The organism is Sphingomonas sp. 77B, assembly GCF_056497825.1.
On the sequence record NZ_JBWMBY010000001.1, the window covers coordinates 1,571,710 to 1,586,406 of the forward strand.

Annotated in this window: 13 protein-coding genes and 1 pseudogene; 8 read left to right on the forward strand and 6 right to left on the reverse strand. The window is 62.5% G+C overall.

What is annotated here, in order from left to right:
* Positions 1 to 242: 242 nt before the first annotated feature.
* The 4 genes from AC1GI4_RS07310 to AC1GI4_RS07325 form a co-directional block, all read right to left on the reverse strand.
* Complete coding sequence (locus AC1GI4_RS07310; protein ID WP_479629091.1) at positions 243 to 1,043, reverse strand: peptidylprolyl isomerase; 801 nt, start codon at positions 1,041 to 1,043, stop codon at positions 243 to 245.
* 58 nt (positions 1,044 to 1,101) lie between these two features.
* A complete protein-coding gene (locus AC1GI4_RS07315) occupies positions 1,102 to 1,578 on the reverse strand; it encodes a hypothetical protein (protein WP_294268911.1) in 477 nt (158 codons plus the stop codon).
* Positions 1,579 to 1,770: 192 nt separating this feature from the next.
* Complete coding sequence (locus tag AC1GI4_RS07320) at positions 1,771 to 2,898, reverse strand: glycerophosphodiester phosphodiesterase family protein (RefSeq protein WP_479629092.1); 1,128 nt, start codon at positions 2,896 to 2,898, stop codon at positions 1,771 to 1,773.
* Positions 2,899 to 3,154: 256 nt separating this feature from the next.
* Positions 3,155 to 5,836 (reverse strand): TonB-dependent receptor, encoded by a 2,682-nt coding sequence (locus tag AC1GI4_RS07325; RefSeq protein WP_479629093.1) that lies wholly within the window; start codon positions 5,834 to 5,836, stop codon positions 3,155 to 3,157.
* A 111-nt stretch (positions 5,837 to 5,947) separates the two neighbouring features.
* Here AC1GI4_RS07325 and AC1GI4_RS07330 point away from each other — a divergent pair, with 111 nt between their 5' ends.
* Genes AC1GI4_RS07330 through AC1GI4_RS07345 form a run of 4 tightly spaced genes read left to right on the forward strand, consistent with a single transcriptional unit; the run spans position 5,948 to position 9,403 of the window.
* A complete protein-coding gene (locus AC1GI4_RS07330; protein ID WP_479629094.1) occupies positions 5,948 to 6,829 on the forward strand; it encodes a DUF6528 family protein in 882 nt (293 codons plus the stop codon).
* Complete coding sequence (locus tag AC1GI4_RS07335) at positions 6,826 to 7,986, forward strand: hypothetical protein (RefSeq protein ID WP_479629095.1); 1,161 nt, start codon at positions 6,826 to 6,828, stop codon at positions 7,984 to 7,986. Before AC1GI4_RS07330 ends, AC1GI4_RS07335 begins: the two co-directional genes overlap by 4 nt.
* Positions 7,914 to 9,176: an ROK family transcriptional regulator gene (locus AC1GI4_RS07340; RefSeq protein WP_479629096.1), complete on the forward strand. Its 1,263-nt coding sequence runs from the start codon at positions 7,914 to 7,916 to the stop codon at positions 9,174 to 9,176. Before AC1GI4_RS07335 ends, AC1GI4_RS07340 begins: the two co-directional genes overlap by 73 nt.
* Before the next feature lie 5 nt (positions 9,177 to 9,181).
* Positions 9,182 to 9,403 (forward strand): hypothetical protein, encoded by a 222-nt coding sequence (locus tag AC1GI4_RS07345; RefSeq protein ID WP_479629097.1) that lies wholly within the window; start codon positions 9,182 to 9,184, stop codon positions 9,401 to 9,403.
* On the opposite strand, the gene AC1GI4_RS07350 is transcribed toward AC1GI4_RS07345, so the two are convergent.
* On the reverse strand, positions 9,374 to 9,970 hold the full coding sequence (locus AC1GI4_RS07350) for a TetR/AcrR family transcriptional regulator (protein WP_479629098.1): 597 nt from the start codon (positions 9,968 to 9,970) through the stop codon (positions 9,374 to 9,376). The two genes, AC1GI4_RS07345 and AC1GI4_RS07350, sit on opposite strands and share 30 nt — an antisense overlap.
* 398 nt (positions 9,971 to 10,368) lie before the next feature.
* Between AC1GI4_RS07350 and AC1GI4_RS07355 the strand changes: the two genes are divergently transcribed.
* Positions 10,369 to 10,872: an MFS transporter gene (locus AC1GI4_RS07355; protein ID WP_479630372.1), complete on the forward strand. Its 504-nt coding sequence runs from the start codon at positions 10,369 to 10,371 to the stop codon at positions 10,870 to 10,872.
* Positions 10,873 to 10,903: 31 nt separating this feature from the next.
* On the opposite strand, the pseudogene AC1GI4_RS07360 reads toward AC1GI4_RS07355, so the two are convergent.
* Positions 10,904 to 12,075 (reverse strand): annotated as a pseudogene (locus AC1GI4_RS07360) (IS3 family transposase).
* Between the two features lie 180 nt (positions 12,076 to 12,255).
* Between AC1GI4_RS07360 and AC1GI4_RS07365 the strand changes: the two are divergent.
* The 3 genes from AC1GI4_RS07365 to AC1GI4_RS07375 are packed head-to-tail and all read left to right on the forward strand — an operon-like array spanning position 12,256 to position 14,444.
* A complete protein-coding gene (locus tag AC1GI4_RS07365) occupies positions 12,256 to 12,822 on the forward strand; it encodes a hypothetical protein (RefSeq protein ID WP_479629099.1) in 567 nt (188 codons plus the stop codon).
* On the forward strand, positions 12,819 to 13,571 hold the full coding sequence (locus tag AC1GI4_RS07370) for a hypothetical protein (protein ID WP_479629100.1): 753 nt from the start codon (positions 12,819 to 12,821) through the stop codon (positions 13,569 to 13,571). Before AC1GI4_RS07365 ends, AC1GI4_RS07370 begins: the two co-directional genes overlap by 4 nt.
* Before the next feature lie 57 nt (positions 13,572 to 13,628).
* Entirely contained in the window at positions 13,629 to 14,444 is an 816-nt protein-coding gene (locus tag AC1GI4_RS07375) for an integrase core domain-containing protein (RefSeq protein WP_479629101.1), read from the forward strand.
* The last annotated feature ends 253 nt before the right edge of the window (positions 14,445 to 14,697 follow it).

Here is a 14,697-nt window from a genome sequence, read left to right on the forward strand (position 1 = left end):
CCGAAAGGGCTTGCGTTAAGGGTTCATCGTGCCTGGTCGGCAAGAAGCATACGAGGTTTCAACGCCCCGCCCTTCACCGCTAATTGGTCAATGGCATTTCCACTTTCCCGTCATTGATCGGTCGTTTTGGGAAATAGCAATCGGGAACAGATTTTGAGAAATTCCGATTGAGGGCGTTTGTCGGAAGGCTGCCGTCGGCTGGATTCTCGTCATCGGTTCCCGAACAAGAATGCGCTCAAGCCCTACCGCCTGTCAGCAACCTTCGCGTTTTCTTGAGCGATCGCATTAGCGATCAGCCCTGGCAAGCGCTCCTTGATCATATCCTGTTCGACCCAGTAGCGGGCTGATGCGACCGTGGCAGGCTGACGGGCCTCCAGCTTGATCAGGTGAAATCCCTCAGGTCCGCGCACGGGTTGGGTAATCGCCCCCACCGGCAGATCCTTCACGTAGGAGTAGAACGCTTCATCCATGGTGACGCCGAGCAGATCGGAAAGCGCACCTCCTTCCGCAGCCGTCGAGGCGTCTTCCGACGCAAGCTCCGCGACCTTTTCGAAACGTTCACCCCCGCCTATGCGGGCGCGGAGTCGATTGGCGAGTGCCAGGGCTTCCCTCTCCGGGCGCGTTGCGCCGCCACGCGTCGGGCCAATGGCGACGAAGATGTGCCGGAGGCGATATTCATCATAGCGTCCGGGATGCGCCGCAATCCATTTCGCGATGTCGGCATCCGTCGGTTGGATCGAGTTGACCAAACTACGCCGCGCGGCTTCGGCGAGAACGAGTTGGTCTGCCGCTTGACGCGCGGCGCGTACGTCGGCGCGTTGGGCGATGCCTTGTGATTCGGCGACTCGTGCCAAAGCTTCGACTTGCCGGGCATCGCGCCGTTCGGAAGGCGATACAGCGATGTGATCGAGCTGAGTGGGATCAAACAGCCAGGAAAAATCAATGTGAGCACCAAGCATATATGCAAGTGAATCATCTGATTTACCTGGGCGTTCCTGTCTATCTTGCGCAAAAGAATTCGCTTCTACAAAAAAAGGTGCCAAGCATATCAAAATAAGACGCCAAGTAAAACGAGGGCAAAACTTGGCAAGACAATTTAATCTAATTGTCTTTATAATATGTGTTGATCTTGAATATATCCACGATATTGCCTTGATCACGGCTATCAACTTTCATTGAGGTGTTGATGATGAAGGCCATTGCTGACTTGCTGGCAACCCCTTGGCGCCTTGTGGCGGCAACCGCGGTCGTGCTTGTGCCTGGGGGCTTGGTCATCTGGCGCAGCCACACGGAGGCCACCAAACCGGTGCGCGACCAAGTGACGGTCGTATCGGCGCCGCTAAAGGAGGCAGGCCATAGGCTTGCGCCGAACGATGCGCTGAGCGATGCGGCGACCATGCCGCCGCCCGGCCTATTGGACACGGACGGAGCGAACCAACTGGTGACGCGATACTTGCCTGAATTGCGAGAGGTCCACAGCGAGTGCGACGCGGAGGTATGCGCCATTTCGGCGGAACCGAGCGCGGCGGGCCAACCGCTGGACGACCAGGCGTTTTCGCAACTGGTACGGGACGACATGCCGGCGATCCTTGCGCGAGCGGGTCATGGCCTGCTGGAGCCGATCCAGATCGAAGAACTCGGCCCCGACCAGTATCGCTTGCGGTTCCGGATACCGCGCCAAGCGCACTGACCTGTCGCAGGGCAGATTTCTCTCAGAAGCGTAACGGCGACGGGCGAGACAACCGCCCGTCGCGCATCATCCGCTGGCGATCAGCCCCAATAGCCTTGGAAATGGGTCTGCCGCTTGCCGGCTCGGGCCAGGTAGCGGACGGTGCCCTGCGGATCGTCCGTGGTGATCAGGCCGAAGCGTTGCTGGACGAGGAACGGCATCTGCCCTCGCCGATCATCGGTATCCCGACCTGCGACCTGGCGATTGACATAGTAGGTATAGTAAAGGTCCGACAACTTGTAGCAGCACGCGCCGGTATTCTTGTAAAAGCTGTCGGATCGCGGGCCGTCCGGGATCGCCTGGAATACGGCGACGCGGATGCCTTTCTTGAGCGCCTGATCCTTCTGATAGGACAACAGGCCGCCATTCTGCTTGACGTTGATCTCCATCGTCTTGACCCGGCTGGACCAGGCGTTGAAGGCGTCGGCGACGCTGATCTTGCCCAGCATGTTGGTGGTGAAGACCGGAATGACCTTCAGGTTGCGGCTCTGACGCCAGAAGGACTGGGGCGTCGGGTACAGCGTCGCATTGACCTTGACGCCCATCACGGCGCCACCATTCGGAACCAAGCCTTTGACCAGGCTGTCCAGCATCCGCACGGCGCTGGTCGTCTTGGTGTCGAAGATGATCGGCGTCCACCACAACTCAGAGGCGAATGTTTCCAACACGTTGCTGACGCGCGGCAGCTTCTGATCCGACAATCCTGACCGATCGGGAAGCAGCAGGGTCAATTTGTCGAGGTCGGTCGCCGTGACGCTGCTGACCGCCGGATTGTCACCCGTATCGTTCATCGGGTTGTATTTGCGGTTGGACCGAAATTGGTAGATATTGGTTGTGCGGCCAAGATTGAAGTCGTGCATCAGGTACAGGACGCCGTCCTTCGACTCTTTCACGTCCAGTTCGATGCCGTCCATGCAATTGGCCTTGGCCGTTTCTGCGGCGGCAATGGAGTTTTCCGGGATCGTCTGGTCGTCGGGATTATATTTACCCCAGGACCCACGATGGGCGAGCAGCAGGGTGTCGCGGGTCGCACTGGTGTTCATGATCTCGGCCATCGACTGCTCGGCGGTCAGGCACTTGGCGGCGCTAGCCTGCTGCGCGCCGAGCAGCGCCGCGGCCGCCGTAATGGTGCATGACGCATAACGAACAAGACGAACACGATTGGACATCATATCCTCCATGGTTAGGCGTGAATTCGCTTCTGGAAAGGGTGATACGGATCAGTCTCGCGACGCTGGTCGATCATAACGCCGGGCGAAGACTGATTCGTGACATCATCGTAACCATCCTGCGTCGTGCGACCGACGCGGTTGTTCGACACGGTCGAGGAAGCATGCGCGGCCAACGGCGTCGCTGCCGCTCCGCAATGCTCCGTTTCCGGACGCGTCCGCGACCAGCGCAACGCTAGCTGCATCGCCCCGCACTTCAGAACCGCACCAGCGCGCCGACATAATAGGCCAGGCCGTTCATCAGCTCCTCGCTGAGCCAGCCGAACCCGGGGCCGGTTACCCGGGCGGGGCGGTTGTTGGACAGGTTCTTGCCCTGCGCGATGATCGTCAGCGCGCGTGACAGGCGCACACGGATCTGCGCGTCGAACAGGTCGCTCGCCTTGTAGCGAATATCCTGGGTGGGATCGGTGGTCGAGGTGGTGAGGAGCAGCGGCGACAGGTGGTTCCACGCGCCCTGCAACGTCACCGGACCGATGGTGTAGAACGCTCGGACATTCCCGACCACATTGGCGCTTTCGGTCAGGCTGGACAGCTGGCGGCGTGTGCCGTCCGCCATCATGACCGAGGGTGGCGTCGGATCAAGCAACGTGACATTCGCGGCAAAGCCCAATCCGTCGAGCGGATGCGGCAGGAAGTCCATGCGCGTGACGACCGCGTTCAACTCGACACCCCGGATGACGGTGCCACTAGCATTGACCGGCCGGATCGTGGTGACCTGGGTCGTTACTCCATTGAAGGGCTGGAGCTCGGTGTTGCTCACCGTCAGTATCTCGTCCTGGACCCGCTTGATGAAACCGGCGGCCGAGAACATCACGTCGCGATTGACGTAATATTCGAGACTAAGGTCGTAATTGTCGCTGCGGCGCGGACGAAGCTGGGCGTTGCCGGTCTTGATCGTGACGAAGCTGGTGGTCGAGTTGATCGAGATCGTCTGCCGCCCGGCGAGATCGCTGTAATCCGGACGGCCGAGCGTGCGGCTGAAGGCGGCGCGGACGCGCAGCCTGTCGGTCGCATTCCAGTCGAACTGCGCCGAGGGCAGCCAGTCATGATAATGCTGGCCCTGTTGCCCATAGTCGAGGCTGGTCGTCTTGCCCGCCGTCGTCAGGGCATAGGAGCCGGTCGACAGGTCTGTCGCCTCATAGCGGATACCGGCGGTCAGCCGCAGCGTGTCGAGCGCATAGCGCCCCATCACATAGGCGGCCGTGATATTCTCGGTCAGCCTATAGTCGGATTGCAGGCCGGTGTACGCATTGGTCGGGTTGGCGGTGAACTTGTCCGGATTGGCGTTGAAGAAGCGGGAGACGGCGGCCGGATCGAAGAAGATCATGCTCTGGCCGTGGCCGTTATAGGGCGTATAGCTTTGCGGCACGACGAAGGGCGCCAGGGTCGTGGCGCCCGATGCGGGCTTATAGTCGTTGACGTTGCGATCATAACGCCGGTCGAGGAACCGGGCGTAGAGGCCCGTAGCGACCCCGAAACCGCGATCGTCCGCACCGGTGTTGATCCGGAGGTTGGCGCGGCCGGTCAGCGCCTTTTCCTTCTGATCATCCGGGACCGCCTGATAATCGTAGATATTGTAGTTCGCCGGATTGAAGACATAGGCCGGTTTGGCGAAGTTGAACTGCGGGAACTGGCCCGGCGGGATCGTATAGTCATAGGCCAGGTTGGCGCCCGAGGGCGCGCGGAACACCGATGTCGTCGAATCCTGGTGATAGGTCGCGATGGCGTAGTTCAGGCCGAAATCGACGAGCATATGGCTGGCCGGGGCCAGTTCGCCGTGGAAGTCGGCATATTGGATGCCGCGCTTCTGGAAGTAGCGGGAATCATCGGCCTGCGCATAATTGCCGCTCGTCACCGTGCCGCCGTTCGCCGTGACGTTGGTGATGTTGGCGAACGTGTTGGTCGCCGCCGTCACCGTGGTGGTCGGCGTGACGCTGTTCGCCTGCCGGTCCTCGTCATTGGTGTGATAGAATTTGGCGAAGGTCAGCGCGCCCTTGAACATCACATGGTCGTCGAACTCCAACTTGGCGAAGCCGCCATAACGCTGGCGCAGATTGTCGTAATGCAGCCAGCGGCGAACCGAGGGCACGACGAACGCGCTGCTGGCATCGGTCGTGGCGGGGTTCAACTTCTGACCGGTGGTCGGATCGACATAGAGCGGCAAGGTGCTGGCGGAGTCGAGCGAGGCGCTGACCCGGCGGAAATAGCTGCCTGCGACGACCACGCCGAATGTGTGATCGGGGCCGAATGTGGTCGCGCCGACCATCTCCACCTGACCCGAAGGCATGTTGCCACCACGCGTCCGCCGGAAATCCCAGCGGCCGATATCGAACCGGCCGCCCAGAAAGGGCTTGCCTCCATTGTCAAACGCGCTGCGGGTACGCAGGTTCGCGATGCCGCCGATCGCATTGCCGTTCATTGCTGCCGTCATCGACTTATAGACCTCGACCCGCGCGGCAAGCGACGAAGGGATGACGTCGAGCGAGACGTTGCGGCGGTTGATCTCGTTGGCGGGCAGCGGCACGCCGTCGATCTCGACCAGGTTGTAATCGGCGTTGAGCCCCCGGATCGACAGGAATTGCGCCTCGCCGCGTCCGTTGTTCTGGATCGTCGAGATGCCGGGGACGCGGGTCAGCGCCTCGCCCAGTCCGAAATCCGGCAGCGTGCCAATCTCGTCCGAACTGATGCTGTCGGAAATGACGTCGATGCTGCGCTTGGCAGCGATGTCCTTGACCGACTGAAGCCGCGCGCCGGTGACGACGATGTCGGGACTCGCCTGGTCCGGCAACGCGGTGGTCCGCGCCGTCTGGCCATGGGCCGGTGCAGCGAGTGCCGTCGACAGCAGCAACAGCGTTCGCCCTGCGAAAGACACCTTCATGGTAATTCCCCTCTTTCCCCAAACAGGTCCGCCGCCTATTATTCACTATGAGTGACATATCTGTGACGATGCAGCTCGACGGGCAGTCGTCATCGAGGGAGGCCAGAAACGATGCGACTGTTTGGCATGATGACCGCTTTGATGATTTCCACGGCCAGCACCTCGGCGGCGGCCGTGGACCGGCTCTATGCGTGCGGTGACGATCAGGTTCGCGAATATGCGCTGAGCGGGGATAAGGCGGAGGAGGCGTGGCGCTGGACCGCGTCGCAGGCGTCGGACCTGCCGGCCGAATATCGTTCCAGGCTGCTGGCGCATATCGACGACTGCAAGCCGGTCGAAGGCGGCAAGGCGATCCTGGTGACTGCGTCGACCGGTGGTGTGGTGCTGATCGACCGTGCAAGCGGCAAGGTCCGTTTCCGCGCAACCGCGCCGATGGCGCATTCGGCCGATCTGCTGCCCGGCGGCTATGCGGCGGTGGCGCTGTCGATCAACAAGGCCGGAGACCGGCTGGAGCTCTACAAACTGGCGCGCATCGAGAAACCGTTGCTCAGCCTGCCGCTCCCCTCGGGCCACGGTGCGGTCTGGGATGCGAGGCGGCAGCGCCTGTTTGCGCTGTCGCATGACCTGATCCAGGCCTTCGCCTTCGATCCCGATGGGGCCAAGCCCCGCCTGACCGAAACCGCGCGCTGGACCCTGCCAGGGCGGCACGATGGCCATGATCTGTCCACCACGCCGGACGGCGGCTATATCGTGACCACCGACGATGGCGTGTGGAATTTCGATCCTGGCAGCGGCCGCTTCACGCCGATGCCGGCGCTCAATCCCAAGCAACAGGTCAAGTCGGTCAGCGTGACGCGAGGGGCCATGGCATGGGTGCAGGCGGAGGAAAGCTGGTGGGCGCATGGCTTCACGGTCGTCGATCGCGACACCGGTATTATGCGCCGGATCGATACGCCGGGGATGAAGCTCTACAAGGTTCGCTGGATTCCGTGAGATGGCGCCGGGCCTGCGCGATCTATTGCGTGGCGCATTTCGGCAAGAGCCTGTTGTGGACCGCCAGCGATCTGCTGACCCTTTATCTGCTGGTATCGATCTATGCCCTGGCACCGACCATGGCGGGGGCGGTGTTCATGGTGGGACTAACGGCCAGTGCACTGGCTGATCTCGGCATTGGCCTCTGGTTGGCGCGTCGCCCGGACCATGCGGCGATGCTCGCGGGCGGGGCGTTGGTGATTGCAGCGCTGGCGTTTCCGGCAACGGTCTTGCTGGCGCCGCTGGGCTTCGGAGCCTTGCTGGTGGCGACGGTGGTCTTCCGCATCGCCTATGCGGGGTGCGACGTGCCCCATAATGCGCTGCTGTCCAGGCTGGGCGATACTGCCGGACGCGCTTTCGCTCTTTCACGCGGACGGACGATCGGAACGGCGCTGGCATCGTTGGTCGCCGCCATTGTCGCAGGGAGGCAACTGGCGACCACGCCGCTGTTGTGGAGCATCGCGGGGGGCGGCTGGCTGATTGGGTCGTTGATGGTGCCCCTGCTGGTCGCCTTTCCCCTGTCCGCGCCGACTCGGCAGAGTGGCGAGCGGTGGCGGGACCGATTGCCACCGCGCTTCCTGGCGGCCAGCATGATTGGCATCGTCGCGCTGGCCGCGCTCGCGAAGGCAGTGCTGCACCTGCCCCTCGGCCGGGCGGATGGACAGGATGGGACGGCGGTCCTGACATGGTTGGTCCTGGGGCGAACCGCATCGGCCCTTCTGCCGATGCGCATCGGATCGCTTCATCAAGGCGTGGCGGTCCTGGCGCTCGCCTATGCGGCAAGCGGCGCCGTCGCGATCAGCTATGGCTGGAGCGTCGGACCGGCCATGCTCGTGCTGCTGGGATTGGCGATGGGCGTGACCAATCTCATCGGATGGGCGATCCTGCCGCTGCTGGCGGCGGGCCCTCGCGGTTATGGGGTGTATGCCATGGCGTCGAAGGTCGCGCTGGGGCTGGCGGGGCTCGCCCTGGGGGGGAGCCTGGGGCGTATGCCGACCTTCACGGCGCAGGGATATTTCGCCTTCACACTGGCCGTCGCCATTGCGTGCGCCTTCGCTGCCGGCCTGCTGATACCGCGCTTGACAGGAACGCCGCGACAGAGTCTTACCCGGCAATGACCGTGATCACCGCCGGGACATTTCCGCCCCAGTTCCTGCGGGACGACGGGCGGCGTACCGCGACGGCGAACGAACGCCTTGTGATGAACCTGCTCTCGCGCCAGGGTTCGGCGAGCCGTGCCGACCTGGCCCGCCTGACAGGCTTGGCGCCGCATTCGATCACCCGCCTGGTCGAGCCGCTCATCGCGCGTGGCCTGCTATACGAGGCGATTCCGATCGCGGCCGGCGTCGGCAAGCCGGCGACCAAGCTGGCGCTGAATGGCGCATCGGCCTTCGCCATCGGCCTGTCCGTGATGACCGATGCCGTCTCGCTGGTGCTGCTTGATCTCGCCGGCAACGTCCAGGCGACGCGCTGCGAAAAGCTGGCGGACATCGAGATTTCCGGCGCGTGCCGCCAGATTCGGACCATGATCGACGGAGTCGTCGTCGCGGCAAAGCGCGACCGATCCACGCTGGTCGGTATCGGGATCGGCGTCACCGGCTATTTCATCGGCGATGGTGCCCGATTGAATCCGCCGCGGCTGCTCGACCCTTGGGCGCTTGTGCCGCTCGACACCATCCTGGCCGATGCACTGGGCGAGAAGGTGTGGATCGACAACGACGGCAATGTCGCTGCGATCGGCGAGGCGATGCTGGGCCATGGTCGCACCATGCGCGATTTCGCCTATCTCTATTTCTCGGCCGGTTTCGGGGGCGGCATCATCTCTCAGGGGCTGCCGCTCCGCGGGCGGCACGGCAACGCCGGCGAGTTTGCCTCGATCCTGCCGCTGGATTGGCCGCAGCCAAACCTCGAAGCGCTCCGGCTGAGCTTCCAGGAAAAGGGGGTGACCTTCCCCAATCTCCACGCGATGCTCGGCGCATTCCAAGCCAACCATCCTGCGGTGGATGTCTGGCTGGAGCGGAGCCTGCCTTCGCTCAACCTGGTGGCATCGGCAATTTTCGCCACCATCGATCCCGGCCTGATCGTGCTCGGAGGGCGCCTGCCGCTGGCGCTGGGGCAGCGGATCGCAGAACGGATCACCCTCACCAATCCAGAGAGACGCGGCTACCATCGTCCTACGGCGCGGATCGCACCATCGCTAATACATGGCGATGCAGCGGCGATCGGCGCGGCGACCGTCCCACTGCGCGCAGCATTCTTCGATCCCGAGCAGGGATTCACGATGGTCTCAGATCCTGGTGTTAAATAAACGGCATGTACCCGCAATATGCCACCATCGCGCGGAACCCGCGGATGGCGGATCGCTTCGCCGATCTGCCTCTCCAAGTAATGGAAGATGCCGGGTTTAGGGAATGCGGCAGCTTTCCTGATTTTCGATCGGAATGGGAAAGCCCCGGCCGTCTCGCTGGTCGTTCGGCACTGAAGAAGCTTCTGCGCCCTTCCGGTTCAACTCTCATCAAGTCGAAGGTCGTGTGACATTATCGCTGCCGTTTCTGCGACGGCAACGAGCCTTGCCTCGTCCCATCCCTCACGAGCCGCGGCCGATAGGCCGAGCATCGTCGTAGCGACATAATCGGCGATACGTCCGGGCGCCTCAATACCGGACTGTGTCAGGAACACCTGCACTTTCCGCCTATTTTCCCCTGCAATCTGCGCGGCCGCACTTCCCCAATCGGTCGTCACGGTCCTGGAATGTTCAAGGATAAGGCAGCCACGCCGCTGCGGATGGGCGGCATAAGCATGCGCCGCAGCGCGTAGCATGTCGGTGAGGGCGGCCGGCGGCGCGGTGCCCGGGATCAGGAAGCGGTCCAATGGCACCACGGTGGCCGAATATCGGTCGAGCGTGTCCTTGAAAAAGGCGGTCTTGCTGCCGAACGCTGCGTAAAAACTCGGCGGAGTTATCCCGATCGCCTCGGTCAGCGCCGCCACGCTGACATTCTCATAACCATGCTCATGGAACAGATGCTGCCCGACCTCGACCGCAGCGTCGAGCGTGAACCCGCGCGGCCGTCCGCGAAGCCCCTTATTTTCTTTAATAATCATTACAGAATCCATTTGCGCCGCCGGATGGCATTTATATAGGGGTCATTAAAGGAATCGCCATGACCCGGATCGCATCGGTGCGGGGCAGGCGTCGAACCGACGAACAAAGACCACCATGTCGCTATCCTCCTCGCCAAGCCGCGTCGAACCAGGGTTAGCCCCGCGCGCCAATCTCCCGATCGCAGCGCTGTCCGGCCTCGCCGCCAGTGGTTTCCTGTGCATCGTGACCGAAACGCTTCCCGCTGGCCTGCTGCCACAAATTGCGTACGGCCTCCGGATTTCCAAGGCGATCGCGGGGCAACTCGTTGCGATCTACGCGCTCGGCTCCCTGCTTGCGGCGATTCCGCTTACGAGCCTGACCCAAGGCCTTCCCCGGCGGGGCGTTCTGGTGGGCGACGATCTCCTGCTTTGTCGTCGGCAACACCCTTACGGCATGGGCCGGATCCCTCGCCGTCATCCTGCTAGCGCGTTTCGTCGCCGGCTGCGCAGCCGGGCTCGCCTGGGGAATTCTCGCGGGGTACGCACGCGGCATCGTGCGTCCGGACCAGACCGGCCCGGCGATGGCGCTCGCCATGGTCGGCGTGCCGCTGGCGCTCTCGCTGGGTGTTCCCCTGGGCACCTTCCTTGGCGGCCTGGTCGGATGGCGCGGATCATTCCTGATTGTCTCGGCGCTCAGCGTCGCATTGATTGCCTGGATCATCGCAAAAGTGCCCGACGCACCCGGCCGGGCGAACGACGATCGTTCTTCGCTGCGCCATGTCATCGCTACACCGGGCGTCGTGCCGATCCTGCTCGTCATTCTCACATGGATGACGGCGCACAACATCCTCTATACCTATATCGCACCGTTCGCGATGGCTGCGGGGGTGCGGATCGATCTGGTCCTCCTGGCATTCGGCTGAGCAGCCCCCACCGGGAGGTCCGGGTAGATAGTTAGTGCATTGTCGTCTCCGCCGCCATTGCCGGGCGCAGGTGGAGCGAAGCGGAACCGGAGGCCGGCAATGGCGGCGTCGCCGCTTCTGGTGCGGGTGGGCGATAGCCCAGGCTGCTATGTGGCCGGATGGTGTTGTAGTGGCGCCGCCACGCCTCGATCAGCACTCTGGCCTCGGCGAGGCTGTAGAAGATCTCTCCGTTAAGCAACTCGTCACGCAGCGAGCCATTGAAGCTCTCGTTGTAGCCGTTCTCCCATGGCGAGCCTGGCGTGATGTAGAGCGTGTTCACGCCGATCTGCCCAAGCCATTTCTGGACTGCGGTGGCGATGAACTCGCTGCCGTTGTCCGATCTGATATGGGCAGGCGGGCCCCGGTCAATGAACAGCTCGGCCAGGGCCGCCAGCACATCTTCGTGGCGAAGCTGACGGGCGACCATTAGCGCTAGGCACTCGCGGCTGGCCTCGTCGATGATCGTGAGGATGCGGAACTTGCGCCCGTCATGCGTCCGTGCCTCGACAAAGTCGTACGCCCAGATGTGCCCAGGATATTCCGGCCGCAGCCGAATACACGAGCCATCGTTCAACCACAGCCGACCACGTTTCGGCTGTCGCTGAGGCACCTTCAGCCCCTCGCGCCGCCAGATCCGTTCCACCCGTTTGTGGTTCACCGACCAGCCGGCCGCATGCAGCAGTGCGGTTACCCGGCGATAGCCGTAGCGCCCGTACTGCCTGGCCAGCGCGACGATGTCGTCGGTCAGCGCCTCCTCGTCATCTGCCCCACACGGCACTTTGCGCTGCGTCGACCGATGCTGCCCGAGGACGCGGCACACCCGTCGCTCAGACACATCCAGCACCTCACGCACCTGGTCGATGCACCGCCAGCGCCGTGCGGGGCTCAGAAGTTTCCCCGCGCCGCCTCCTGCAGGATCAGCTTGTCCAATGTCAGGTCCGAGATCGCGCGACGCAGCCGCAGGTTCTCCTTCTCCAGATCCTTCATCCGCCGCGCCTAATCCGTCTTCAGACCACCATATTCCTTGCGCCATCGGTAATGGGTCTGCTCGCTAACTGCGATGCGCCGGCATGCCTCGGCCGTCGTGCCGCCCTGGCCTAGCATGATCTCAAACTCACGCAGCTTGCCGATGATCTCCTCGGGCTTGTGCTTCTTCGCTGGCATTCGTCGTCCCTTCCTCAATCCAGACTGTCATAGTCGATGGACCACTCAGAAGGGGGCAGCTCACCACACGGCATTGTCTCCTCAGTTGCGTTCCAGTAATGTTCGGGGTTCAACTAGGGGAACTAGTCTGTAGCCAAGCAACCGACGAACAAGGGCGGCACCTCGCGCATACGCTTCATCATGTTGGATGCCGAGATCCCGGAAGGCGACTTAGACCAGATCACGTCGGCCATTCAGAACGCGCTAAAGCCCACCACGACGATAATCCAGCAGCGACTGCCCGCCCAGCCTATGCCGGCGTTGCCTGCTGGAGCAGCGGAGCCGGACGCCGACTTCGATGATGGGGTGATTGAAGCGGAAACCGGAGAACCCAATGCTCCCGCACCTCGTCAACAGCGTGAGGCGCGCGCCCGCAAGCCGACAGTCCCAAAGGTTCTGCCCGACCTCGATCTGAAGTCGGGCGTCGCCTTCGAGGTGTTCGCGAACGAGCACGCCCCCAAGAACGACGTCGAACGTAATCTCGTTGTGCTCGCCTGGTTTCACGAACACCGTCCGGACGAAGTCGTCACCGCTCGGCACGTGTACACGTGCTATCGGGCGGTGAAGTGGCCCTCCGGCATTGAGGATTTTTCGTGGCCGCTCCGGGCGCTCAAGAAGGAGCAACTGGTCACCAGCCCTGGTCGTGGTCAGTACGAGATAAACCACCTGGGCATCGATCGGGTAGAGAAGATGGGGCCTGCTGCTTGAGCAGTGTCACAGACTTTGCCGGGTCGGTACCCGGGTTTTATCGCAACACCTCCGTCGACCAGTTGCTGGCCCTGGCGTGGTATGTCGAAGCGCGTCAGCAGCGCGCCAGCTTCGACGGCGCGCACATGCGGCAGTGCTTCAAGGACGTGGGTGTCGACGCACCCGACATGAGCGTTTACCTGCCGCGCTTGGCAGCGAAGAAGCCGCCGCAGCTCGTGAAGGAGAAGGGCGGCTACAGGTTGGCTGGCGCGGTACGGAGGGCCCTTGATAGCCGGCTGGGCGGTGACCCGACGACTGTGGCGGTGGCCAAGGCGCTCACTGACCTTCCGTCACGGCTGCCCGACCTTGCAGAGCGTGAGTTCCTTACCGAGGCGCTGAAGTGCTACCGCGTCCGTGCGTATCGCGCGGCTGTCATCATGGCGTGGAATCTCACGTACGACCATTTCGTGCGCTGGGTCTTCGCGGACGCGAACCGCCTCGCATCCATGAACGGAGGCATCGCCGCCAAGTACCAGAAGAAGAACCTGACACTCGCGAAGCCCGAGGATGCTGACGAGTTGAAGGAGTCGGAGTTCATTGAGGCAGCGCGCACGGGCAACCTGCTTGACAAGAACACTGCTCAGATTCTGAGGGAGAAGCTTGGGCGGCGGAACATGGCGGCGCACCCGTCCCGCATGGCCATCACCCAGCACTCCGCCGACGCGATGATAACCGACCTAGTGACGAACGTGATCCTCAAGCTGGGCTAGGTGTTTGATCCCACGGTTTGATGGTGCGATCCTTTCGTTGGAATGGAAGGAAGCCGCATGGGACAAGTTCGTCATGGGTGCGCCACGACCACGCACGCCGTCCGAGCAGCAATACAGCGATCGCAAGCTTCGCTCGCGACGCTGAGCCGTGAGTTGGGGATCAACCCGAAGACGGTCGCCAAGTGGCGGAAACGGGCGACGGTCGAGGATTTGAAGACCGGGCCGAAGGCCCCTCATTCAACCACCTTGTCCGAGGCCGAGGAGGCAATGGTCGTGGCGTTCCGGCGGCACACGCTATTGCCCCTCGACGACTGTCTCTATGCGTTGCAGCCATCGATCCCGCACCTGACGTGGTCAGCGCTGCACCGCTGCCTGCAGCGGCATAGTATCTCACGCCTGCCAGACATTGAGGGCGACAAGCCGAAGCGCCAGCGCTTCACGCGTTGCCCAATCGGCTTCTTCCACATCGATATTGCCGAGGTGCAGACCGCCGAAGGCAAGCTCTACCTGTTTGTTGGCATTGACCGCACAAGCAAGTTCGCCGTCACGCAACTGGTCGACAAGGCCGATCGCCGGACAGCGTGGGAGTTCCTCGAACACCGGCTCACCAAGCCGAACCATCCCTGGACGAATGGCCAGGTCGAGCGGATGAACCGCACCATCAAGGAGGCGACCGTCAAGCGCTTCCACTACGAGAGCCACAACCAGCTGCGGACGCACCTGGCCGACTTCATGGCCGCCTACAACTTTGCCCGCCGGCTCAAAACGCTCAGCGGATTCACCCCCTACGAATACATTGCCAAGATCTGGACGTCGGAACCAGACCGATTCATCGTTTATCCGCTCCACCAGATGCCGGGACTGAACACCTAGCGATTTTATGGCCTCTGGAAGGCGCTCTCAATCAGAATTTCCCAATGATCTGAGTGCCCATCGCTTTCACGTCGGGCGCGCCACTTTGCAAAATCGCCAGATTTACGTGCGTTCCGTAGTAGCGCATTGGATAGCAATGGGCACGCGACGTCTGGAAGACCTCGGACGTCAGGATTTCAATTTTGAAATACGATGGATAGAGCTGCCGATGGATCGGTTTGAGCCTCCTGGTCTGATCTCGGCTATGTGTGTG